This window comes from Pseudomonas sp. NPDC089408 (genome assembly GCF_044749445.1).
Taxonomy (GTDB): domain Bacteria; phylum Pseudomonadota; class Gammaproteobacteria; order Pseudomonadales; family Pseudomonadaceae; genus Aquipseudomonas.
The window spans coordinates 319,743-341,401 of the sequence record NZ_JBIVHY010000004.1 but is presented as its reverse complement, the minus strand read 5'-3'; the positions used below and the strand labels follow the sequence as shown (position 1 = coordinate 341,401).

The 21,659-nt window shown below is 64.5% G+C and carries 18 protein-coding genes; 7 read left to right on the top strand and 11 right to left on the bottom strand.

All coding sequences use genetic code 11. The features are described from left to right. Nucleotides 1-4 precede the first annotated feature (4 nt). The 8 genes from wspR to ACIP02_RS09670 all read right to left on the bottom strand — a co-directional run bounded on the left by wspR (nucleotide 5) and on the right by ACIP02_RS09670 (nucleotide 9,395). Nucleotides 5-1,009: a Wsp signal transduction system regulator diguanylate cyclase WspR gene (gene wspR / locus ACIP02_RS09705; protein ID WP_400615622.1), complete on the bottom strand. Its 1,005-nt coding sequence runs from the start codon at nucleotides 1,007-1,009 to the stop codon at nucleotides 5-7. A 51-nt stretch (nucleotides 1,010-1,060) separates the two neighbouring features. After that, complete coding sequence (gene wspF / locus ACIP02_RS09700) at nucleotides 1,061-2,074, bottom strand: Wsp signal transduction system protein-glutamate methylesterase WspF (RefSeq protein ID WP_400615619.1); 1,014 nt, start codon at nucleotides 2,072-2,074, stop codon at nucleotides 1,061-1,063. Next, entirely contained in the window at nucleotides 2,071-4,392 is a 2,322-nt protein-coding gene (locus ACIP02_RS09695) for a hybrid sensor histidine kinase/response regulator (RefSeq protein WP_400615616.1), read from the bottom strand. Before ACIP02_RS09695 ends, wspF begins: the two co-directional genes overlap by 4 nt. Beyond that, the gene (locus ACIP02_RS09690; protein WP_400615614.1) at nucleotides 4,389-5,054 is read right to left on the bottom strand and encodes a chemotaxis protein CheW; all 666 of its coding nucleotides are present in this window, start codon (nucleotides 5,052-5,054) and stop codon (nucleotides 4,389-4,391) included. Before ACIP02_RS09690 ends, ACIP02_RS09695 begins: the two co-directional genes overlap by 4 nt. Then, nucleotides 5,051-6,337 (bottom strand): CheR family methyltransferase, encoded by a 1,287-nt coding sequence (locus tag ACIP02_RS09685; protein WP_400615612.1) that lies wholly within the window; start codon nucleotides 6,335-6,337, stop codon nucleotides 5,051-5,053. Before ACIP02_RS09685 ends, ACIP02_RS09690 begins: the two co-directional genes overlap by 4 nt. Further along, complete coding sequence (locus ACIP02_RS09680) at nucleotides 6,334-6,840, bottom strand: chemotaxis protein CheW (RefSeq protein WP_400615610.1); 507 nt, start codon at nucleotides 6,838-6,840, stop codon at nucleotides 6,334-6,336. Before ACIP02_RS09680 ends, ACIP02_RS09685 begins: the two co-directional genes overlap by 4 nt. Nucleotides 6,841-6,845: 5 nt before the next feature. Continuing rightward, nucleotides 6,846-8,468 (bottom strand): methyl-accepting chemotaxis protein, encoded by a 1,623-nt coding sequence (locus ACIP02_RS09675; protein ID WP_400615608.1) that lies wholly within the window; start codon nucleotides 8,466-8,468, stop codon nucleotides 6,846-6,848. A 243-nt stretch (nucleotides 8,469-8,711) separates the two neighbouring features. Continuing rightward, nucleotides 8,712-9,395 carry a tellurite resistance TerB family protein gene (locus tag ACIP02_RS09670; protein ID WP_400615606.1) on the bottom strand — a complete coding sequence of 228 codons (684 nt, stop codon included), beginning with the start codon at nucleotides 9,393-9,395 and terminating at the stop codon, nucleotides 8,712-8,714. 215 nt (nucleotides 9,396-9,610) lie between these two features. Between ACIP02_RS09670 and ydcS the strand changes: the two genes are divergently transcribed. From ydcS to ACIP02_RS09645, 5 genes are all read left to right on the top strand, one after another. Further along, nucleotides 9,611-10,762, top strand: coding sequence for a putative ABC transporter substrate-binding protein YdcS (gene ydcS / locus ACIP02_RS09665; RefSeq protein ID WP_400615604.1), 1,152 nt, complete (start codon nucleotides 9,611-9,613; stop codon nucleotides 10,760-10,762). A 150-nt stretch (nucleotides 10,763-10,912) separates the two neighbouring features. Then, nucleotides 10,913-11,950 (top strand): ABC transporter ATP-binding protein, encoded by a 1,038-nt coding sequence (locus ACIP02_RS09660; RefSeq protein ID WP_400615601.1) that lies wholly within the window; start codon nucleotides 10,913-10,915, stop codon nucleotides 11,948-11,950. Next, nucleotides 11,947-12,858 carry an ABC transporter permease gene (locus ACIP02_RS09655; RefSeq protein ID WP_400615599.1) on the top strand — a complete coding sequence of 304 codons (912 nt, stop codon included), beginning with the start codon at nucleotides 11,947-11,949 and terminating at the stop codon, nucleotides 12,856-12,858. Before ACIP02_RS09660 ends, ACIP02_RS09655 begins: the two co-directional genes overlap by 4 nt. After that, nucleotides 12,848-13,654: an ABC transporter permease gene (locus ACIP02_RS09650; protein ID WP_400615596.1), complete on the top strand. Its 807-nt coding sequence runs from the start codon at nucleotides 12,848-12,850 to the stop codon at nucleotides 13,652-13,654. Before ACIP02_RS09655 ends, ACIP02_RS09650 begins: the two co-directional genes overlap by 11 nt. 16 nt (nucleotides 13,655-13,670) lie before the next feature. Next, complete coding sequence (locus tag ACIP02_RS09645; protein WP_400615593.1) at nucleotides 13,671-15,095, top strand: gamma-aminobutyraldehyde dehydrogenase; 1,425 nt, start codon at nucleotides 13,671-13,673, stop codon at nucleotides 15,093-15,095. Between the two features lie 595 nt (nucleotides 15,096-15,690). Here ACIP02_RS09645 and ACIP02_RS09640 read toward each other — a convergent pair. Beyond that, a complete protein-coding gene (locus ACIP02_RS09640) occupies nucleotides 15,691-16,797 on the bottom strand; it encodes an NADH:flavin oxidoreductase/NADH oxidase (protein WP_400615590.1) in 1,107 nt (368 codons plus the stop codon). Nucleotides 16,798-17,572: 775 nt separating this feature from the next. Between ACIP02_RS09640 and ACIP02_RS09635 the strand changes: the two genes are divergently transcribed. Beyond that, a complete protein-coding gene (locus ACIP02_RS09635; RefSeq protein ID WP_400615588.1) occupies nucleotides 17,573-17,836 on the top strand; it encodes a DUF3077 domain-containing protein in 264 nt (87 codons plus the stop codon). 219 nt (nucleotides 17,837-18,055) lie between these two features. Here the strand turns inward: ACIP02_RS09635 and recJ are convergent, their stop codons facing one another. Further along, entirely contained in the window at nucleotides 18,056-19,765 is a 1,710-nt protein-coding gene (recJ, locus tag ACIP02_RS09630) for a single-stranded-DNA-specific exonuclease RecJ (RefSeq protein ID WP_400615586.1), read from the bottom strand. Nucleotides 19,766-19,773: 8 nt separating this feature from the next. Continuing rightward, nucleotides 19,774-20,316, bottom strand: coding sequence for a YaeQ family protein (locus ACIP02_RS09625; protein ID WP_400615584.1), 543 nt, complete (start codon nucleotides 20,314-20,316; stop codon nucleotides 19,774-19,776). A 131-nt stretch (nucleotides 20,317-20,447) separates the two neighbouring features. Between ACIP02_RS09625 and ACIP02_RS09620 the strand changes: the two genes are divergently transcribed. Next, entirely contained in the window at nucleotides 20,448-21,647 is a 1,200-nt protein-coding gene (locus ACIP02_RS09620; protein WP_400615582.1) for a CaiB/BaiF CoA transferase family protein, read from the top strand. The last annotated feature ends 12 nt before the right edge of the window (nucleotides 21,648-21,659 follow it).

Below are 21,659 nucleotides of genomic sequence, written 5' to 3'. Positions count from 1 at the left end.
GTTGTCAGGCTATGCCGACCTGGTTGCGCCCGCCGTCCTTGGCCTGGTACAGGCCCTTGTCCGCTGCCGAGATCAGCTGCCGGCAGTGGCTGCCAACGGCTGGGGTCTGGGTCGCCAGGCCGATACTCACGGTCAGGAACGAGTCAGCCACCGGCGCGGTATGCGGGATGCCCAGGCCGAGCACGGTCTGGCGCAGTTTTTCGGCCACCAGCCGCGCCCCGCCGGGCGAGGTATTGGGCAGGACCAGGGCGAACTCTTCGCCACCGTAGCGCGCCGGCAGGTCGGTCGGCCGCGAGCACGACCCTCGGATGGCCTCGGCCACTTGGCGCAAGGCTTCGTCGCCGGCCAAGTGACCGAAGCTGTCGTTGTAGGCCTTGAAGTAGTCGACGTCGATCATCAGTAACGACAGCTGCTGCTGTTCGCGCATGGCCCGGCGCCACTCCAGCTCCAGGTATTCGTCGAAGTGACGACGGTTGGACAGCCCGGTCAGGCCATCGGAGTTCATCAACCGCTGCAGCATCAGGTTGGAATCCAGCAATTGCTGCTGGCTGACGCGCAGGGCACGGTAGGCCTCGTCACGCTGCAGCAAGGTCAGATAGGAGCGCGAGTGGTAGCGAATGCGTGCCACCAGTTCGATGGTATCGGGCAGCTTGACCAGGTAATCGTTGGCACCGGCAGCAAACGCCGCACTCTTGACCAGCGGGTCTTCCTTGGTTGACAGGACGATGATCGGAATGTCCTGGGTGGCCGGGTTGTTGCGGTACTCGCGCACCAGGGTCAGGCCATCCAGCCCAGGCATGACCAGGTCTTGAAGAATCACCGTGGGCTTGATGCGCATGGCCTGCGCCACCGCCTGGTGCGGGTCGGCACAGAAGTGGAAGTCGATGTTGTCCTCGTTGGCCAGACCACGCCGCACCGCCTCGCCGATCATGGCCTGGTCATCGACCAGCAGCACCATCGCCGAGTTGTCGTTGCTGCTCGCAAAACCTTCGATCGGTAAATCACTCATAGCTGCTCACCCGATCACTACCGGCTTGGCGGCGTGATTCAATACATGTCGTCATTTTCCGAAAATTTCCATCAAGCGCCCGGCTATGCGTTCCAGCGGGCGGATTTCCACGGCGGCATCGATGGCCGCAGCGGCTTTGGGCATGCCGTACACGGCACTGCTGGCCTGGTCCTGGGCGATCGTCAGAAAGCCTTGCTGACGCATCTGTTTCAGGCCCTGTGCACCATCGCGGCCCATGCCGGTGAGCAGAACCCCTACCGCTTCACCGCTCCAGTAACGCGCCACGCTCTCGAAGAACACATCGATCGAGGGCCGGTAGATTTCATTGACAGGCTCGGCAGTGTAGGCCAGTTGGCCGTTCTGTAGCAGACGAATATGGTGGTTGGTACCGGCCAGCAGCACCTGGCCCGGTTGCGGCGGCTCGCCTTCACGAGCCAGGCGCACCGGCAGGCCGGCGGCACTGCTGAGCCATTCGGCCATGCCCGCGGCAAACACCTGATCGACATGCTGGACCAGCACGATGGCCGCCGGGAACGCCCGCGGCAACCCCTTGAGCAGTAGTTCCAGGGCCGCCGGGCCACCGGCCGACGAGCCGATCGCCACCAGGCCGCGGCGCTGCGAAGCTTCGCGCAGCGGCGCAGCCACCGGGCGCGCGGCCGGCACACGCTGCTGGCCGATCAGCCAGCCGATATTGAGGATCTTGCGCAGCAAGGGGGCTGCCGCTTCGCGGGGGTCACCCGCGCCCAGTGCCGGGGTATCGACCACATCGAGCGCACCGTGGCCCATGGCCTCGAATACCCGGTGCACGTTCTGCTGGCGGTCGACCGTGACAATGACGATGGCACACGGGGTTTCGGCCATGATCCGCCGGGTTGCCTCGACGCCGTCCATGACCGGCATGATCAGGTCCATGAGGATCAGGTCCGGCAGTTGCTCGGTACAGCGCTGCACCGCCTCGGCGCCATTGCTGGCCACCCACACCACCTGGTGTGCGGGCTCGAAAGCGAGCGCCCGGCGCAGTGCCTCCACAGCCATTGGCATGTCATTGACGATGGCGATCTTCATCCCTGAGCACCTCCGATCAGCTCCACCACAGCATCCAGCAACGCATCGTCGTGGAAACTGGCCTTTGCCAAATAGTAGTCGGCGCCAGCATCCAGGCCACGCCGTCGGTCTTCCTCACGGTCTTTATAGGACACCACCATCACTGGCAACGATTGCAGGCGCTGGTCGCGGCGCACCAGGGTAACCAGCTCGATACCGTCCATGCGCGGCATGTCGATATCGGTAATCAGCAGGTCGAAGTCGTCGCTGCGCAGGGCGTTCCAGCCGTCCATGCCATCCACCGCCACCGCCACGTCGTAGCCACGGTGGCCCAGCAGCTTGCGCTGCAGTTCGCGCACGGTCAGCGAATCGTCGACGACCAGGATGCGTTTGCGGGCCACGCCACGGGCAGCGCTGTTGCCGCGCTCGATGCGCTCCAGGCTACCGGTACTGAGCAGTTTTTCCACCGAGCGCAGCAAGTCCTCGACATCGACGATCAGCACCACCGAGCCATCATCCAGCAACGCGCCGGAAGAGATGTCCTGCACCTTGCCCAGCCGTGGGTCGAGCGGCATCACCACCAGCACCCGTTCGCCCACCAGCCGCTCCACGGCCACACCGTACAGTTGCTCACGCTCACGGATTACCACCACCCGCAGCCTGGCTTCGTCGCTTTGCCCGATTGGGCGGTTGAGCAACTGGCTGGCTGCCACCAGGCCGATGTGCCGGCCCTCGTGCCAGAAGTGTTGGCGCCCTTCGATCTGCACGATCTGTTCGGCGGTCACTTCCAGGGTGCGCTCGATATGGGCCAGTGGGAAGGCGTAGGCCTCGCCGCCCACCTCGACCACCAGGCTGCGCACCACCGACAGGGTCAACGGCACCTGCAGATGGAAGCGGCACCCCTGCCCCGCCACCTGGGTCAACTCGATCGAGCCGCGCAACTCGCGGATCATGTGTTGCACCGCATCCAGCCCGACGCCTCGCCCGGACACTTCGGTAACTTTGTCGCGCAGGCTGAAACCGGGCAGGAACAGGAACGTCAACAGCTCCGCCTCGCTCATGCGCGCCACCGTATCGGCAGGCGACAGGGCGCGCTCGACAATACTGCTGCGCAGGCGCTCCAGATCGATACCGGCGCCGTCGTCGATCAGTTCCAGGCTGAGCATGCCGGCCTGGTGCGAGGCGCGCAGGCGGACCACGCCTTCGTCCGGTTTGCCCGCCAACAGGCGCCGTTCCGGCGCTTCGATACCGTGGTCGACGGCGTTGCGCAACAGGTGGGTCAACGGTGCTTCGAGCTTTTCCAGCACATCGCGGTCGACCTGGGTCTTTTCCCCGTCCACCACCAGCCGCACCGGCTTGCCGAGAGAGCGGCCAAGGTCGCGGACCATGCGGCTCTGGCCGGCCAGCACGTCGGCAAACGGCCGCATCCGGCAAGCCAGGGCGGTGTCGTACAGCAACTGTGCGCGCTGGCTGGCCTGCCAGCCGAACTCGTCGAGGTCGGCCGCCTGCTGTTGCAGGATCTGCTGGGTTTCTGCCAGCAGACGCTGGGTTTGCGCCAAGGCTTCGAGCACTTCGCTGCTCTGGCCACTGTCCTCCAGTTGCATGCGCAAGCCGTCGAGTGCCTGCATGCCCTGGCCGTGCATGCGCTTGAGGCGCTGCAGGGTGGCCAGGTAAGGCTTGAGGCGCTGGGTTTCCACCAACGACTTGCTGGACAGGTCGAGCAGGCTGTTGAGGCGGTCGGCGGTGACCCGCAGCACCCGCTCCCCCCCTTCGCCACCGCGCTTGCCAGCCTTGCGCCGCAAGGCCGGTTCAGACTCTGGCTCTGCTTCTGGCTCCGACGGCTCGCTGGGTAACCGCAGCGGCTCAGCTGGCAAGGCGAGCGGCGACGGCGCCAGGGGCTGCGCGGGTTGCCCCCCTGCAGCCGGTGGCGGTGCAGGCACGGCGGGCGCCTCCAGGTCGAGCAGGCTGGCCATTTGCGCAAGGAACACCGGCAGGGTCGCCTGCGCCCCGCTATCGCCTGGCGTGGCGATACGCATCAGCAAGTCGGTACCCTGCAACAGCGCGTCGATATGCTCGGCACTCAACCGCAGGCGGCCCTCCTGGGCGGCCACCAGGCAATCTTCCATGACGTGAGCGACGCTGACGCCTGCGTCCACGCCGACGATACGCGCAGCGCCCTTGAGCGAGTGGGCGGCGCGCATGCAGGCTTCGAGCTGATCGGCCTGGGTAGGGTTGCGCTCAAGTGCCATCAGGCCGGCGCTGAGCACCTGGGTCTGCGCCTCGGCCTCCAGGCTGAACAGCTCGAGCAACGATGCGTCGCGCATTTGCTCTGGGGTCATGACAGGCTCCGCTGCACGGCAGACAGTAAGTGTTGATCGTCCAGCACCCGTACGCTGCGCCCACGCCATTGCAGAACGGCGGCGGTAAAGCGCGTGGCGTCCTGGCCACTGCCCAGCAGCAGTGGGTCGAGCCGGTGAATACCATCGATTTCTTCGACGGCCATCACCACCGGCCCACCTTCGCTGGCCAAAATCAGCATGCGCGGCATCGCCCGGCCGCTTCGTTGCTCGGCAGCGCCAGCCTGCACACCCAGCAAGTCAGCCAGCGACAGGCACGGCACCAGTGCGCCGCGCACGTTGGCTACCCCCTGCAGCAGGCGCGAGCGCTGGTGCGGCAGCGAGTGCACGGCCTGCAAAGGGGCGATCTCGGCCAGGCACGCGGTCGCCAGCGCCAGCCATTCTTCGCCCAGGCGGAACAGCAGCATGGAGCGGCCAGCGTGGTCCTCGACCGCCGGCTGCGCTGCGGCCGGGTGATCCTGCATCAGCGCATAGCGGTCGAGCAGCCGTGTGGCCGCTGCGGCATACACCTCGCAGTTGCGGCAATGCACGTGCCGCTCCAGCAGCGGGCATTGCTTGTCGCCATGCACGCCAATACGGTTCCAGCAGTCGTCGATGTGCGCGTCATCCTCAGCCAGCAGCTGCATCGCGGATTCACTGTTCATCGTTCAGGCTCCCGGCCAGCCCGTGCCGCCCGTTCCTGCAGGCGCCGAGCGCCGGCCAGGTCACCCTGCGCCGCCAGCAGGGCCGCCAGGTGCACCAACGCCTCGGGGTGTTGCGGTTGCAGGTACAGCGCTTTGCGATAGTGCGTCAGCGCCTGTTGCGCATCGCCTTCGGTATCACTGAGCAGCCCCAGCCAGTAGTACACCTGCGCCGAAGGCGCGAACTGGCCCAGATAGCGCTGGCATTCGGCCCGGGCCTGCTCGCTGGCACCGGCATTGGCCAGCTGGGCAATATTTGCCAGCAACTCGCTGGCGGCCTCGTGCTGGTACTCATGGGCTGGCGCTGGCTTGGCCACCACCGGCAGCACACGCAACGGGCGTGGCATTGGCGGATTCGGCGGCGGGTAAGCCGGTACCACCGGCGCCGCCATCGTGCGCCTGGCGGGTGGCGGCGGTGGCGGCGGCGGTGGCGCTGACAATGGCGCGCTGGCGCCTTCCTGACGCACATAGGCAAACGACTGGGCGACCCCCAGCGGGCGCATGCCCAGGCGTGCCAGCAAGCTGCCCTCGGCCGGGCCGATGAACAGCACGCCCTGTGGGTGCAGCAAGCGCTTGAGCACTTCGAACACGCGTTGCTGGGTGGGCACGTCGAAATAAATCAACAAATTGCGGCAAAACACGAAGTCGTACAGGCCGTCACGGCTGCTCAGCGCCGGGTCGAGCACATTGCCCACTTGCAGGCTGACTTGCTGCTGCACCCGCTCATGCAGGCGGTGGCCCTCATCGAGGGCCTCGAAATGGCGCTCGCGAAAGCCCAGGTCGCTGCCACGGAAGGCATTGCGCCCATATACCGCATGCGCGGCCTTGGCCACTGAGCCGGGGCTGATGTCCATGCCGTCGATCAGGAACGCAGCCGGTGCCATGCCGGCGTCGAGCAAAGCCATGGCCAGCGAATAGGGTTCCTCGCCAGTGGAGCATGGCAAGCTGAGCAGCCGCAGCGGTCGTGCCCCGGCCAGTTCGGCCTGGCGTTTGTGCGCCAGGCTGGCCAGCGCGGTGAAGGATTCGGGGTAACGGAAGAACCAGGTTTCCGGAACGATCACCGCCTCGATCAGTGCCTGTTGCTCGTCGTTCGACTGCTGCAGGCGCAGCCAGTAATCGTCCAGGTCCGTGGCGCCCACGGCCACGCAACGCTGGCGCAACGCACGCTCGACCATGGGCGCGCCCACCGAGTCCACGTCCAGGCCAATGCGCTCGCGCAAGAAGCGGAAGAAACGCTGTTCGATCATGTCGGCATCCCTGTCGGGTCTTGCGTGTACAACAATCCGTGCACGGCGTCGGGCAGCAGGTCATTGACCTCGATGCGCTGCAACAGCCCCTGGGCATCCTGACGCACCGGCCCCAGGTACGGCGCCTGGCCGCTGTCCACCCCATAAGGCTGAAATTCTTCGGGGTGGCAGCGCAGGGTTTCGGTGGCTTGTTCCAGGATCAGGCCAAGCTGCAGGCCGACACGGTAATGCACCAGTACCAGACGCGTGCTGGTGCGGTGCGCCGCTGGCGTGCCAAAGCTCAACGCGGCAAGGTCGATGACCGGTACCAGCAAGCCGCGGTGGGCAACAATGCCCGCCACCCAGGCCGGTGCCCGGGCAATGGGCTTGAGCGGCTGACGCGGCAGCACCTCGATGACCTCGTGCACGCTCAGGGCAAAGCGCTGGTCCTTGATACGAAACTGCAGGTACAGCGCCCCCTTGGCGTTTTCCGCCCGCGCGCCGTGCGGTTGCAAGTCGTTCATCACGGTCAGACTTTGAAGCGCGACACGCCGCCACGCAGGCCGGCGGCCACCTGGCTCAGCTCATCGATGGCAAAACTGGCCTGGCGCAGCGACTCGACGGTCTGGGTGCTGGCATCGCTGAGCTGGGCCAGCGCCTGGTTGATCTGTTCGGCGCCGGTGGCCTGGGCCTGCATGCCTTCGTTGACCATCAGCACGCGCGGCGCCAGGGCCTGCACCTGGTGAATGATCTGGCTCAGTTGCTCGCCCACCTGCTGCACCTCGAACATACCGCGGCGCACTTCTTCGGAGAACTTGTCCATGCCCATGACCCCGGCCGACACCGCCGACTGGATCTCGCGCACCATCTGCTCGATGTCGTAGGTGGCCACGGCGGTCTGGTCGGCCAGGCGCCGCACTTCGGTGGCCACCACGGCAAAGCCGCGGCCGTACTCGCCGGCCTTTTCCGCTTCGATGGCGGCGTTGAGCGACAGCAGGTTGGTCTGGTCGGCGACCTTGACGATGGTCACCACCATCTGGGTGATGTTGCTGGCCTTCTCGTTGAGGATGCCGAGCTTGGCGTTGACCAGGTCGGCGGCACCCATCACCTGGTGCATGGTTTCTTCCATGCGCGCCAGGCCCTGCTGGCCGGAACCTGCCAGGCTGGAAGCCTGGTCGGCGGCAGAAGTGACCTCGGTCATGGTGCGCACCAAGTCACGCGAGGTGGCGGCGATTTCCCGCGAGGTGGCACCGATTTCGGTGGTGGTGGCGGCGGTTTCGGTTGCGGTGGCCTGTTGCTGCTTGGACGTGGCAGCAATTTCGGTCACGGAAGTGGTCACCTGTACCGACGAACGCTGGGCTTGGGCTACGAGGGTAGCGATGGCCTCGGCCATTTCGTTGAAGCCGCTTTCGATGGCACCGAATTCGTCTTTGCGGTCCAAGCTCAGGCGCACGCTCAGATCGCCCGAGCGCAGTTTGTCAAGGGCGTGCACGATACGCTGCATGGGTGCGCTGATCGCGCGCATCAGCAAGAGGCCGCAGATACCGGCGGCGATGATTGCCAGCAACAGCGAAACCATCATGCTGCCCTTGGCCGTACTCACTGCGCTGACGATATCGTTGGTGGCCGCGTCGGCGGCGGCGCGGTTGTGTTCGATCACTTCGTTCAGGTGCTTGCGCCCTTCCACCCAAGCCGGTGTGAGCACCTCGGTGATCAACCGCTGCGCTTCGTCGTAGTTGTGCTGGCGGTAGGCGTCCAGCACCTGGCCAACGATCTTCACGTAGGTTTCTTCCAGCTGGATGAATTGGTTGAAACGGGCCTGGTCGTCCTGGTCCTGGATGGTGGACTGGTAGCTGGCCATGTGCTGCTTCAAGCGGTCTTCGAAGCCCTTGAACAGCTCCATGTCGGTTGAAGTGATTTCGCGGCGGTTGGACAGCCCCACCAACTGCTGGCTGGTGACGTAACTGTCGACCCAGGCGCTGCGGATCATCGAGCTGTAGTAGACCCCGGGGATGCTGTCGGTGCCCACCGCCTCCTCAGCAGTTTCGATGGCCACCAACCGCGAGTAGGCGGCCACGATCATCAGCAGCATGATGGCAATGATCACGGCGAAACTTGCCAGGATCCGTTGGCGCAAGGTCCAGTTCTTCACATTCAGCCCTCAGGAATTCACAACGAGCGGGAAAAATCGCCGAAGTATAGCCTAGAGGCCTTACGGTTATGCGGGTGAAGTGCGGCTGGCGACACAGTAGGCGCATCTTATTGGTAGGCGCGGCCTTGTGTCGCGATCGGGCCGCATAGCGGCCCCAAGGCCCAGCATCATGGCAAATATCGCCGGGGCCGCGCTGCGGCCCGATCGCGACACAAGGCCGCTCCTACACTCGGACCGCGTCGCTTACTGGCCTGCAGCCAACCGCACCTGGCTTTCCAGCTCCTGACGCAACCCCGGGTCCAGGCGCAGCTGGCGGGCCAGCTCATCCAGGTAGGCACGTTCCATGAAGTTATCCTGATCGACCATCATCACACTGGCCAGGTACATCTCGGCGGCCATTTCCGGCGTTTGCGCGGCGCGGGCCACTTCGGCCGGGTCTAGCGGCTTGTTCAGTTCGGCATGCAGCCAGTGCTGCAGTTCGCGGTCACTGTCGAGGCGGGTGAATTCACCCTCGATCAACGCCCGCTCACGTTCATCGATATGGCCGTCGGACTTGGCCGCCGCTACCAGCGCGCGCAGTACCGCCTGGCTGTGCTGCTCGGCCTGGGCCGGGGGCAAACGGTCGAGGGTCTGCGGCTCGGCGGCGGCCACCTGCTGGTTGGCCTGCCAGTTGCCATAGGCTTTGTAGGCCAGCACGCCCAGTGCGGCCAGGCCACCGTAGGTCAATGCCTTGCCGCCATACTTGCGGGCCTTCTTGCTCCCCAGCAACAGGCCCAGGGCACCACCGCCCAACAGGCCACCGCCCGCCCCCGACAGCAGCCCGCCAAGGCCCCCGGCAGCACCACTGGCGTTGGCCGGGCCGGCTTTCTTGTCGAGCAGTTGCTGGCCGGATCGGAGCAGTTGGTCAAGCAGGCCACGGGTATTCATGCGCGCGTCTCCACATAACGGAATTCAACCGCCAGAGTAAGGCTTGGCGAATCACGCGCCAGCGAGGATTTGCTTCCGGATGTTGCGTTAGCGGGCCAAAAGCCAACTAGACTCGATATCGCCAATACCCCGCACCTGCGCACTACGCTTATAACTTGCTTCACTGCTTGCTTGATGTCTGCCCCGAACAAGATCGCCAATAAAGAGGGAACAACATGTCAGTGCACAAGACCGCATTGCTCGGCGCCGCCACCTGCGCCGTGCTGGCCAGCGCCAGCCTGCAGGCCGCCGAGCCGCCCAAGGCCCTGGGGCCCGGCGAGGGGCGCCTGGACATCGTCGCCTGGCCCGGCTACATCGAGCGCGGTGAGAGCGACAAGGCCTACGACTGGGTGACCGGCTTCGAAAAGGAAACCGGCTGCAAGGTCAGCGTGAAAACCGCCGCCACCTCGGACGAGATGGTCAGCCTGATGACCAAGGGCGGCTACGACCTGGTCACCGCCTCGGGCGATGCTTCGCTGCGGCTGATCGTCGGCAAGCGGGTGCAGCCGATCAACACCGCGCTGATCCCCAACTGGAAGAACATCGACCCGCGCCTGCAGAACGGTGGCTGGTACGTGGTCGACAAGCAGGTGTATGGCACCCCGTACCAGTGGGGGCCGAACGTGCTGCTGTACAACACCAACACCTTCAAGCAGGCACCCACCAGCTGGGGCGTGGTGTTCGAGCCGCAGGACCTGCCTGACGGCAAGCCGAACAAGGGCCGCGTGCAGGCCTACGACGGGCCGATCTACATCGCCGACGCGGCGCTGTACCTGAAGTCGGCCAAACCTGAACTGGGCATCAAGGACCCGTACGAGCTGAATGAAGAGCAGTACAAGGCGGTGCTCGAACTGCTGCGCCAGCAGCAGCCGCTGATCCATCGTTACTGGCATGACGCCACGGTGCAGATGAGCGACGTGAAGAACGAAGGCGTGGTCGCCTCCAGCTCGTGGGGCTACATGGTCAACGGCCTGAAGGCCGAGAACCAGCCGGTGGCCTCGACCATTCCCAAGGAGGGTGCGACCGGCTGGGCCGACACCACCATGCTGCACGCCGAGGCCAAGCACCCCAACTGCGCCTACAAGTGGATGGACTGGTCACTGCAGCCGAAGGTACAGGGTGACGTGGCCGCCTGGTTCGGTTCGTTGCCGGCAGTGCCGGCGGCATGCACCGGCAGTGAGCTGCTGGGGGCCGAGGGTTGCAAGACCAACGGTTTCGACAACTTCGACAAGATCGCCTTCTGGAAAACCCCGCAGGCCCAAGGGGGCAAGTTCGTGCCATATAGCCGCTGGACCCAGGATTACATTGCGATCATGGGTGGGCGCTGAGGTTGCCTGAATGCCTGTTGCGGCCTCTTCGCGGGTAAACCCGCTCCTACAGGTTTTTTACCGCCTGGGAGGGTGGCGCTTCTCCTGTAGGAGCGGGTTTACCCGCGAAGAGGCCACAACAGGAGTAAGCCAGTTTTCCGGAGCCCACGCATGCCCCTAGCCGTCCAGTTCACCCAGGTTTCCCGCACCTTCGGCGAGGTCAAGGCCGTCGACCACGTCAGCATCGACATCATCGATGGCGAGTTCTTCTCCATGCTCGGCCCGTCCGGCTCGGGCAAGACCACCTGCCTGCGCCTGATCGCCGGCTTCGAACAACCCTCCAGCGGCTCGATCCGCATCCACGGGGTGGAGGCCGCCGGCGTGCCGCCCTACCAGCGTGACGTCAACACCGTGTTCCAGGACTACGCGCTGTTCCCGCACATGAACGTGCTGGACAACATCGCCTACGGCCTGAAAGTAAAAGGCGTGGCCAAGGCCGAACGCCACAGCCGCGCCGAAGAAGCCCTGGCGATGGTCGCCCTGGCCGGCTACGGCGCACGCAAGCCGGCGCAGCTGTCGGGTGGCCAGCGCCAGCGCGTGGCCCTGGCCCGGGCGCTGGTCAACCGGCCGCGGGTGCTGCTGCTGGACGAACCGCTCGGCGCGCTGGACCTGAAGCTGCGCGAACAGATGCAGGGCGAGCTGAAAAAGCTGCAGCGCCAGCTGGGCATCACCTTCATCTTTGTCACTCACGACCAGACCGAGGCGCTGTCGATGTCCGACCGGGTAGCGGTATTCAACCGCGGCCGCATCGAGCAGGTCGACACCCCGCGCAACCTGTACATGAAGCCCGCCACCACCTTCGTCGCCGAGTTCGTCGGCACCTCCAACGTGGTGCGTGGCGAGCTGGCGGTGGCGCTGAACGGCAGCGCGGCGCCGTTCTCCATCCGCCCCGAACATATCCGCCTGGGCGACCCGGTGGTAACCAGCCATGAAGTGCAGGTCAGCGGGCTTTTGCGCGATGTGCAGTACCAGGGCAGCGCCACCCGCTACGAGTTGCAACTGGACAATGGCCAACTGCTTGCAGTCAGCCAGGCCAACGACCGCTGGCAGGCACAGGCACAGGCCTGGCAACCCGGGCAACGGGTGCAGGCTCACTGGCCACGCGAGGCAATGACCGTGCTGCAAGACACCGCAGGGCCGTTGCCATGAGCACCCTGCGCGGTCTGTCCAACGTGCTGTACCGGCGCCCCAACCTGTACCTGGCACTGCTGCTGATTCCGCCGCTGACCTGGTTCGGCGCGATCTACCTGGGCTCGCTGTTGAACCTGTTGTGGCAAGGTTTCTACACCTTCGACGATTTCACCATGGCGGTTACCCCGGATCTGACCCTGGGCAACTTCGCCGCGCTGTTCAACCCGTCGAACTTCGACATCATCCTGCGCACCTTGTGCATGGCGGTGGCGGTGTCGCTGGCCAGCGCCGTGCTGGCCTTCCCCATCGCCTACTACATGGCGCGTTACACCAGCGGCAAGACCAAGGCGTTTTTCTACATTGCGGTGATGATGCCGATGTGGGCCAGCTACATCGTCAAGACCTACGCCTGGACCCTGCTGCTGGCCAAGGGCGGGGTGGCTCAGTGGTTCGTCCAGCAGCTGCATCTGGACGGCCTGCTGCAGCTGGTACTGACGGTACCCGGTGTGGGTGGCAGCACCCTGTCGACTTCGCACCTGGGGCGCTTCATGGTGTTCGTATACATCTGGCTGCCGTTCATGATTCTGCCGATCCAGGCTGCGCTGGAGCGCTTGCCGCCGTCCTTGCTACAGGCCTCGGCAGACCTCGGCGCCCGCCCCGGGCAAACTTTTTGGCAGGTGATCCTGCCGCTGTCGATCCCCGGTATCGCCGCCGGCTCGATCTTCACCTTCTCGCTCACCCTGGGCGACTTCATCGTGCCGCAACTGGTCGGCCCGCCGGGTTACTTCATCGGCAGCATGGTCTATGCCCAGCAAGGGGCGATCGGCAACATGCCGATGGCCGCCGCCTTCACTCTGGTGCCGATCGTGCTGATCGCCGTGTACCTGTCCATCGTCAAGCGCCTGGGGGCCTTCGATGCACTCTGAAAAAGCGTCAACCGGGCTGCGCCTGGCGGCCTGGGGCGGGCTGGTGTTCCTGCATTTCCCGATCCTGATCATCTTCCTGTACGCCTTCAACACCGAAGACGCCGCGTTCAGCTTCCCGCCCAAGGGCTTTACCCTGAAGTGGTTTGCCGTGGCCTTCGCCCGCCCCGATGTGCTGGAGGCGATCAAGCTGTCGCTGCAAGTGGCCTGCCTGGCCACACTGATCGCGCTGGTGCTGGGCACACTGGCTTCGGCGGCGCTGTACCGGCGCAGCTTTTTCGGCAAGGAGAGCATTTCGCTGATGCTGATTCTGCCCATCGCCCTGCCCGGCATCATCACCGGCATCGCCCTGCTCTCGGCGTTCAAGGCCTTGGGCATAGAACCCGGGGTGATCACCATCGTGGTCGGCCACGCCACCTTTTGCGTGGTGATCGTCTACAACAACGTGATCGCCCGCCTGCGGCGGACCTCGCAGAGCCTGATCGAAGCCTCGATGGACCTCGGCGCCGATGGCTGGCAGACCTTCCGCTACATCATCCTGCCCAACCTCGGCTCGGCACTGCTGGCTGGCGGCATGCTGGCTTTTGCCCTGTCGTTCGATGAAATCATCGTCACCACCTTTACCGCCGGCCACGAACGCACCCTGCCGATCTGGCTGTTGAACCAGCTCAGCCGCCCGCGCGACGTGCCGGTAACCAACGTGGTCGCCATGCTGGTGATGCTGGTGACCATGCTGCCGATCCTTGGCGCCTATTACCTGACCCGTGGCGGCGAAAGCGTCGCGGGCAGCGGCAAATGACCCTGGAGGAGTTCCGATGCAAACGCAGATGCTGATCAATGGCCAGCTGGTCGCCGGCCAAGGCCCGACCTGGACCGTGCTCAACCCGGCGCAGGGCACAGCCCTGGCGCAGATCAACGAAGCCACCGAAGCGCAGGTGGACAGCGCTGTGCGCGCTGCCGACCAGGCCTTCGACAGCTGGTCGCAAACCAGCCCCAAGGAGCGTTCGCAGGCCCTGCTGAACCTGGCCGACACCATTGAAGCGCATGCTGATGAACTGGCCCGGCTGGAGTCGCAGAACTGTGGCAAACCACTGAGCGCCGCGCTCAACGATGAGATCCCGGCGATTGCCGACGTGTTCCGCTACTTTGCCGGTGCCGCACGCTGCCTGGGCGGCTCGGCGGCGGGCGAGTACCTGCCGGGCCACACGTCGATGATCCGCCGCGACCCGCTGGGGGTGGTGGCCTCGATAGCACCGTGGAACTACCCGTTGATGATGCTGGCGTGGAAGATCGCCCCGGCCCTGGCCGCCGGCAACACGGTGGTGATCAAACCCTCCGAGCTGACCCCACTGACCGCCCTGCGCCTGGGCGAACTGGCACAGGGCCTGCTGCCACCGGGGGTGCTGAACATTCTCTTTGGCCGTGGCCAAACGGTTGGCAACCCGCTGGTCACCCACCCCAAGGTGCGCATGGTCTCGCTGACCGGCTCGATCCCCACCGGCGCGCACATCATCAGCGCCACCGCCGACAGCGTGAAGCGCATGCACATGGAACTGGGCGGCAAGGCGCCGGTGCTGGTGTTCGACGATGCCGACATCGACGCGGCCATCGACGGCATTCGCACGTTCGGCTTCTACAACGCTGGCCAGGATTGCACGGCAGCGTGTCGCCTGTATGTGCAGGACGGCATCTACGAGCGTTTTGTCGAGCGCCTGGGTGAAGCGGTCGCTACCCTGAAACCCGGCCTGCAGGACGCCGAGGATACTGAACTGGGGCCACTGATCAGCGCCCAGCACCGCGACAAGGTCGCCGGCCTGGTGCAGCGCGCCATCGCCCAGCCGCACATCCGCCTGGTGACTGGCGGCAAGGCCATCGAGGGTGAGGGTTTCTTCTTCCAGCCGACCGTGCTGGCCGATGCCCTGCAGGATGACGAAATCGTGCGCAACGAAGTGTTCGGGCCGGTGGTGTCGGTCACCCGCTTCACCGATGAAGCGCAGGCACTGGAATGGGCCAACGACTCCAATTATGGCCTGGCCTCATCGGTCTGGACCCGTGACACCGGCCGCGCCCACCGCCTGGCCGCGCGCCTGCAGTATGGCTGCACCTGGGTGAATACCCACTTCATGCTGGTCAGCGAAATGCCCCATGGCGGGCAGAAGCATTCGGGGTATGGCAAGGATATGTCGATGTATGGGCTGGAGGATTACACCTGTGTGCGGCATGTGATGATCAAGCATTGAGCGTGAAGCCTGGATTGCGGCCCGCACCTCAATCCAGGCGCTTTCCTACAAGCGGCTCAGCCCATTCCCAATGCCAAATCCTTTATCTTGCGGCCATCGAAATGGGATGAGCAAAGGGCCAGATGACATGGAGTATCGAGGACAAAGAGCAACGGTGAAATACAGCAAGGAAGACCGCTTATGGGTCGGTCACCTTTGCACAACCCACGAAATCGTCGGGTTTCATGCTCGGTCACGCAGGATGCTGTCTGCCGCATTCAAGGAGGCAGTGGACGACTATCTGGAAATAAGTCCTGATCTTGAGCGTTCCCTGTGGGAGCCGCGCTTGCCGGCGATGGGCTGCGAAGCAGCCCCAATACAGCCAACACAATTCTGACGGATTGTGAGTGATTTGAGACTTTGGGGCCGCTGCGCAGCCCTTCGCCGGCAAGCGCGGCTCCCACACCGAATGCGGCGGGCTTGCGGGCAGAGTTCCCTGCGCGGCAACGCAGCATGAAGGGCTGGTTGATCTCCCACAGGTACATCACAGCCCTTGAGGTTGGTGATGTACCTGTGGGAGCGGGCAAGCCCGCGAAGAGGCCAGTACAGGTAGCCCCTAGTCGCGCAAATCCGACTCGTGAATCGGGTTGGCCCGGCTGGTGGCGCGTTGGTATTGCGCTGGCCAGGTGGCCTTGTTGCCGCCCAGGTCGTCGTCGGCGTGCAGCGGCCAGTACGGGTCGCGCAGCAGTTCGCGGGCGAGGAAGATGATGTCGGCCTGGCCGGTGCGCAGGATGTGCTCGGCCTGGGCCGGTTCGGTGATCATGCCCACGGTGCCGGTGGCAATTTCCGATTCCTTGCGCACGCGCTCGGCGAAGCGGGTCTGGTAGCCGGGACCGGTGGGGATTTCGGCATTGACCGAGGTGCCGCCGGAGGACACGTCGATCAGGTCGACACCCAAACCGCGCAGGCGCCGCGCCAGTTCGACGGTTTCATCCGGGTTCCAGCCATCCTCCACCCAATCGGTTGCCGAAACCCGCACCAGCAGCGGCAGTTCGGTAGGCCAGACCTTGCGCACAGCCTCGACCACCTGCAAGGTCAGGCGGATGCGGTTTTCGAAGCAGCTGCCGTACTCGTCACGGCGCTGGTTGCTCAGTGGCGAGAGGAATTGATGCAATAGGTAGCCATGCGCGGCGTGGATTTCCACCACCTTGAAACCGGCCTTCAAGGCGCGTTCGGTCGAGGCGACAAAGGCCCCAATCACATCCTGTATCTCGTCCTGGCTCAACTCGCGTGGCGCTGTGTGTTGCGGGTCGAAGGCGATTTTCGACGGCCCCACCGGCTGCCAGCCGCCCTCCTCCAGCTTGACGCTACCTTGTTTGCCCAGCCACGGGCGATAGGTGCTGGCCTTACGCCCGGCGTGGGCCAGCTGGATGCCCGGCACGGCGCCCTGGGCGGTGATGAAGCGGGTGATGCGTTGCAGCGGGGCGATCTGCGCATCGCCCCACAGGCCAAGGTCTTCGGCGGTGATTCGGCCATCGGCGGTGACCGCTACGGCTTCGGTGATCACCAGGCCCGCGCCACCTACGGCGCGGCTGCCTAGATGAACAAGGTGCCAGTCGTTGGCCAAGCCATCGACAGCGGAATACTGGCACATCGGCGACACGGCGATGCGGTTGGGCAGCGTCAGCTGACGCAGGGTGTAAGGCTCGAGCAGCAGGCTCATGGGGCACCTCCCAAGGACTCCAATGGTGATCCGGCCCGAGCACTCAATTACACGTCCCTGGCCCGGGTCCGGTCAGTATTCAGACTAGACCAGAATGGTTGGGGGGAAGGTTCCATGGGATTTTGGGTGGGGGGCGGGGGTGATTGTCTTGAGAGTGATGTCGCCTATGAGATCGAGCGCCGCCCGCGCGGCGCTTCGCGGGGCAAGCCCGCTCCCACATCTATTTCGGGCCAGTAATGCCTGTGCCTTTAGCGCGCGCCCCTTGTTTGTACGACTCGATATCGAGCCATGCTCCAAGGGGCGCGCGAAGATGCCACAGGATTAATTGGCCCGAAACAGATGTGGGAGCGGGCTTGCCCCGCGAAGCGCCGCGCGGGCGGCGCTCGATCTGATAGGCGACATCACACTAAAGGCAGGCACCTGTCAGCCCCATCCGCCGCTACAGCCAAACACTCAGACAGGCATTTCAGATATCCCCTACACCCCAGATATGGTGATTCCCAGTCTGAGGAAATACCCTACAAGTCCTGTCGACTGGCGTCTGATTGTTCTTGGAAACTCTGCCACTTAGGCTTTCCAGGTCGCTGAAATCTAGCGATGCGGGTGTGGAAACCCGGCCAATCTTCAAGTGCCTGTTGTAATGGCAGCTGTATGCGGGAGGCCTTTTGGCCTACCGGGTCCTTGAAGACCGGTTTTCCACCCTGCATACAGTTGCCGCCCTTCGTGTGGAAACGGCGGTGGCAACTCCTTAAACCTTCAAGGAATTGCTATAGAAATGACTACAGAAGACACCCAACTCACCGTCGGCAAAACCACCTTCTTCCAAGGTGAAAACCAAACCCACCCCCTGTTCCGCATCGAAGCAGGCATACCCTGCCGCGACGCCCGTGATCAGGCATCCGAATTGATGGGCTATGTGCGAGAACTGACCATCGTCGGCCTGATGGATGAGAAACCCATGATGATCTGGGCTGCCCATTACCTGAGTGCGATGGCCAAGGCTTTGATGGATGATGCCGAGTTAGGTATGTCGCGTTGAGGTTGGTGTGGTCGTTGTTCGCGTGATGGCCGCCAGGTTTACGCCGACAGGTTTGCAGCGCCTGTGAGATCGAGCGCCGCGCGGGCGGCGCTCGATCTCATAGGCGACATCACTATCAAGGCTGGCACCTGGTAGCCCCAACCACCGCCACAGCCAAACACCCTCCCATGAGTGTTCTGCGCCATGCCTGCACAATTGGGGGAGCGATGCAGCCTACCCTCAGCGCGGCTCCATGTGCGCAATCATCAACTGCACACTCTCATTACCGCGAAACTCGTTCACATCCAGCTTGTAAGCCAATTCCACCCAACGCACCGTCGGGTTCGGCCACACTTCGCGGTCAATGCCGAAGGCAATGCCATCCAGCCGCACCGAGCCACATTCGCTCTTGAGCACCACCTTCAGGTGCCGTTCGCCAACCACACGCTGCTCCACCAGCTGGAACACGCCATGGAACAACGGCTCAGGGAAGTGCTGGCCCCAAGGCCCGGCATGGCGCAGGGCCTTGGCCAGTTCGAGGTGGAATTCCTCCACGGCCAGGCTGCCATCGGACAGCAGCCGACCGGTCAGGTCCTCTTCGCGCAGCTGGCGCCGCACTTCTTCGTCAAACGCCTCGGCAAAGGCCGGGAAATGGCCTTCAGGCAACGACAACCCGGCCGCCATGGCGTGGCCACCGAACTTGCTGATCAGTTGCGGATGGCGCGCGGCCACGGCATCCAGCGCATCGCGAATATGAAACCCCGGCACCGAACGCGCCGAACCTTTGAGCATGCCCTCGCCGGCATCAGCAAAAGCAATGGTCGGGCGGTGGTACCGCTCCTTCAGCCGCGAAGCCAGAATACCGATCACGCCCTGGTGCCAGTCAGCATCGAACAGGCACAGGCCATACGGCATCGACTCGACCGGCAGGTCCTTGAGCTGGGCCAGGGCCTCGCGCTGCATGCCCTGCTCGATGGACTTGCGGTCCTGGTTGAGGTCGTCCAGCTGCTGGGCCATGTCCTGGGCCAGCGCCGCGTCTTCGCACAGCAGGCACTCGATACCCAAGCTCATGTCATCCAGCCGCCCGGCGGCGTTCAGCCGTGGGCCGAGGATGAAGCCGAGGTCAGTCGAGGTGATGCGCCGGTGATCACGACGTGCCACTTCAAGAATGGCCTTCAGCCCCGGGCGGGCGCGGCCGGCGCGGATGCGCTCCAGGCCCTGGTGCACCAGGATGCGGTTGTTGGCATCCAGCGGCACCACGTCGGCGACGCTGCCCAGGGCAACCAGGTCGAGCAGTTCACCGATGTTCGGCTGCGGCTGCGCCTCGTAACGGCCCAGGCTGCGCAAGCGTGCACGCAGGGCCATCAGCACATAGAAGATCACCCCTACCCCGGCCAGCGACTTGCTCGGAAAGCTGCAGCCCGGCTGATTGGGGTTGATGATGGCATCGGCGTCGGGCAACTCGGCGCCCGGCAAGTGGTGGTCGGTCACCAGCACCTTGAGCCCGGCAGCCTTGGCGGCGGCCACACCGTCGACGCTGGAAATGCCGTTGTCCACAGTAATCAGCAACTGCGGCTGGCGCTGCAACGCCACCTCGACGATTTCCGGGGTCAGGCCGTAACCGTACTCGAAGCGGTTGGGCACCAGGTAATCGACATGGGCCGCACCCAGCAGGCGCAGGCCCAGCACGCCGACGGTGCTGGCCGTGGCGCCATCGGCATCGAAGTCGCCGACGATCAGGATGCGCTGGCGCTGGTCGAGGGCCTCGACCAGCAGGTCGACGCCAGCCTCGATGCCCTTGAGCTGCTGGTAAGGCAGCAGGCGCGCCAGGCTTTTGTCCAGCTCGGCCTCGCTCTGCACGCCGCGTGCGGCGTACAGGCGGGTCAGCAAGGGTGGCAGGTTACCCAGAAATGGCAGGGTCGATGGCAGTGGGCGGGGTTCGATGCGCATGGGTTGCTTCAGCCACGCTCACCGAGCAGCCACTGCAGTTGCACTTCGTGCTGGCCACGGTCGTCGGTGACGAAAACCGTACCTTCGCTGATCATCACGTCCCACTTGATGCTGCGCGGCATGTCGGTGGCCAGGGTTTCCAGCACTTCTTGCGGCACAGCGGCAATGTTCAGGTTCTTCAGGTTCTTGACTGCCGGCACCACTTTGCCTTCCCACACCCGCAGGCTGCCGTAGGCCAGCAGGCTGGTGCGTTCGGTGCGACGCGAGCACCAGGTCAGGCGGTCGGCATCCGGTTGGCCGACTTCGATCCAGTGCAGCACACGGTCGTCCAAGCTCTTTTCCCACAGCGCCGGTTCATCGACATCCGACAGGCCACGGCCAAACGACAAGTTCTCGTTGTACCAGAGCGCATACGCCAGCAGCCGAACCGCCATGCGCTCTTCGGTTTCCGAAGGGTGACGCGCAATGGTTTGCTTGACGCTTTCGTAGACGTTGCGATCAAGGTCGGTGAGATTCAGTTCGAACTTGTAGGTGGTGGACGGCTGGGCCATGGTCGACGGGCTTCGTGCAAAAGAAAAGTGGCACAGTCTAACCCATCCGCACCCTCCATGCGCCGCAGCAGTACCCGGCGAAACCGACGTGTGATAAAACCACGGCTCTGCCCAACTGCCACGGATGCCCCATGTCGACGCCCAGCAAACCCCTCGCCGGCCTTAAAGTTGTCGAACTCGGCACCCTGATCGCCGGGCCGTTCGCTTCGCGGATCTGCGCCGAATTCGGTGCCGAGGTGGTCAAGGTCGAATCGCCCGATGGCGGCGACCCGCTGCGCAAGTGGCGCAAGCTGTACGAGGGCACCTCGCTGTGGTGGTTCGTGCAGGCGCGCAACAAGCAGTCGCTCACCCTCAACCTCAAGCACCCCGAAGGCCGCGAGGTGCTGAAGAAGCTGCTGGCCGAAGCCGACATCCTGATCGAGAACTTCCGCCCAGGCGTGCTGGAAAAGCTTGGCCTGGGCTGGGACGTGCTGCATGCGCTGAACCCGCGCCTGGTCATGGTGCGCCTGTCAGGCTTTGGTCAGACCGGGCCGATGAAAGACCAACCAGGCTTCGGCGCGGTAGGCGAGTCGATGGGCGGCCTGCGCTACATCACCGGCTTCGACGACCGCCCACCTGTGCGTACCGGCATTTCCATCGGTGACTCGATTGCCGCCCTGTGGGGGGTGATCGGTGCGCTGATGGCGCTGCGCCACCGGGAAGTCAACGGCGGCCAGGGCCAGGTGGTGGACGTGGCGCTGTACGAGGCGATATTCGCCATGATGGAAAGCATGGTCCCGGAATTCGATGTGTTCGGGTTCATTCGCGAGCGCACCGGTAACATCATGCCCGGCATCACCCCCTCCTCCATCCACACCAGTGCCGACGGCAAGCATGTGCAGATCGGCGCCAATGGCGACGCAATCTTCAAACGCTTCATGCAGGCCATCGGCCGCGACGATCTGGCCAATGACCCGACGCTGGCCACCAACGATGGCCGCGACCTGCGCCGCGATGAGCTGTACGGGGTGATCGACCGCTGGGCCAACAGCCTGCCGCTGGAACAGTTGATGCAGGTGCTGAACACGGCCGAAGTCCCGGCCAGCCGCATTTATTCCGCCGAGGACATGTTCAACGACCCGCAGTACCTGGCGCGGGAAATGTTCTTGCAGGCCAAACTGCCGGACGGCAAACCGTTCAAGATGCCCGGCATCGTACCCAAGCTGTCGGACACCCCCGGTTCTACCGAGTGGGTAGGCCCGGCACTGGGCGAGCACACCGAGGCATTGCTCGGCAGCCTCGGTTACGACGCGGCGGCCATCGCCAGCCTGCGCGCAGCAGGCACGGTCTGACCCTGGCGCGGC

Coding starts and splice junctions, on each gene's coding strand:
- ACIP02_RS09690 (WP_400615614.1), bottom strand. CDS start 5,054: ATGAACAGTGAATCCGCGATGCAGCTGCTGGCTGAGGATGACGCGCAC.
- ACIP02_RS09695 (WP_400615616.1), bottom strand. CDS start 4,392: ATGACCCCAGAGCAAATGCGCGACGCATCGTTGCTCGAGCTGTTCAGC.
- wspF (WP_400615619.1), bottom strand. CDS start 2,074: ATGAAGATCGCCATCGTCAATGACATGCCAATGGCTGTGGAGGCACTG.
- ACIP02_RS09680 (WP_400615610.1), bottom strand. CDS start 6,840: ATGAACGACTTGCAACCGCACGGCGCGCGGGCGGAAAACGCCAAGGGG.
- ydcS (WP_400615604.1), top strand. CDS start 9,611: ATGTCAGTGCACAAGACCGCATTGCTCGGCGCCGCCACCTGCGCCGTG.
- ACIP02_RS09640 (WP_400615590.1), bottom strand. CDS start 16,797: ATGAGCCTGCTGCTCGAGCCTTACACCCTGCGTCAGCTGACGCTGCCC.
- ACIP02_RS09635 (WP_400615588.1), top strand. CDS start 17,573: ATGACTACAGAAGACACCCAACTCACCGTCGGCAAAACCACCTTCTTC.
- ACIP02_RS09650 (WP_400615596.1), top strand. CDS start 12,848: ATGCACTCTGAAAAAGCGTCAACCGGGCTGCGCCTGGCGGCCTGGGGC.
- ACIP02_RS09645 (WP_400615593.1), top strand. CDS start 13,671: ATGCAAACGCAGATGCTGATCAATGGCCAGCTGGTCGCCGGCCAAGGC.
- ACIP02_RS09670 (WP_400615606.1), bottom strand. CDS start 9,395: ATGAATACCCGTGGCCTGCTTGACCAACTGCTCCGATCCGGCCAGCAA.
- ACIP02_RS09655 (WP_400615599.1), top strand. CDS start 11,947: ATGAGCACCCTGCGCGGTCTGTCCAACGTGCTGTACCGGCGCCCCAAC.
- ACIP02_RS09625 (WP_400615584.1), bottom strand. CDS start 20,316: ATGGCCCAGCCGTCCACCACCTACAAGTTCGAACTGAATCTCACCGAC.
- recJ (WP_400615586.1), bottom strand. CDS start 19,765: ATGCGCATCGAACCCCGCCCACTGCCATCGACCCTGCCATTTCTGGGT.
- ACIP02_RS09660 (WP_400615601.1), top strand. CDS start 10,913: ATGCCCCTAGCCGTCCAGTTCACCCAGGTTTCCCGCACCTTCGGCGAG.
- ACIP02_RS09685 (WP_400615612.1), bottom strand. CDS start 6,337: ATGATCGAACAGCGTTTCTTCCGCTTCTTGCGCGAGCGCATTGGCCTG.
- wspR (WP_400615622.1), bottom strand. CDS start 1,009: ATGAGTGATTTACCGATCGAAGGTTTTGCGAGCAGCAACGACAACTCG.
- ACIP02_RS09620 (WP_400615582.1), top strand. CDS start 20,448: ATGTCGACGCCCAGCAAACCCCTCGCCGGCCTTAAAGTTGTCGAACTC.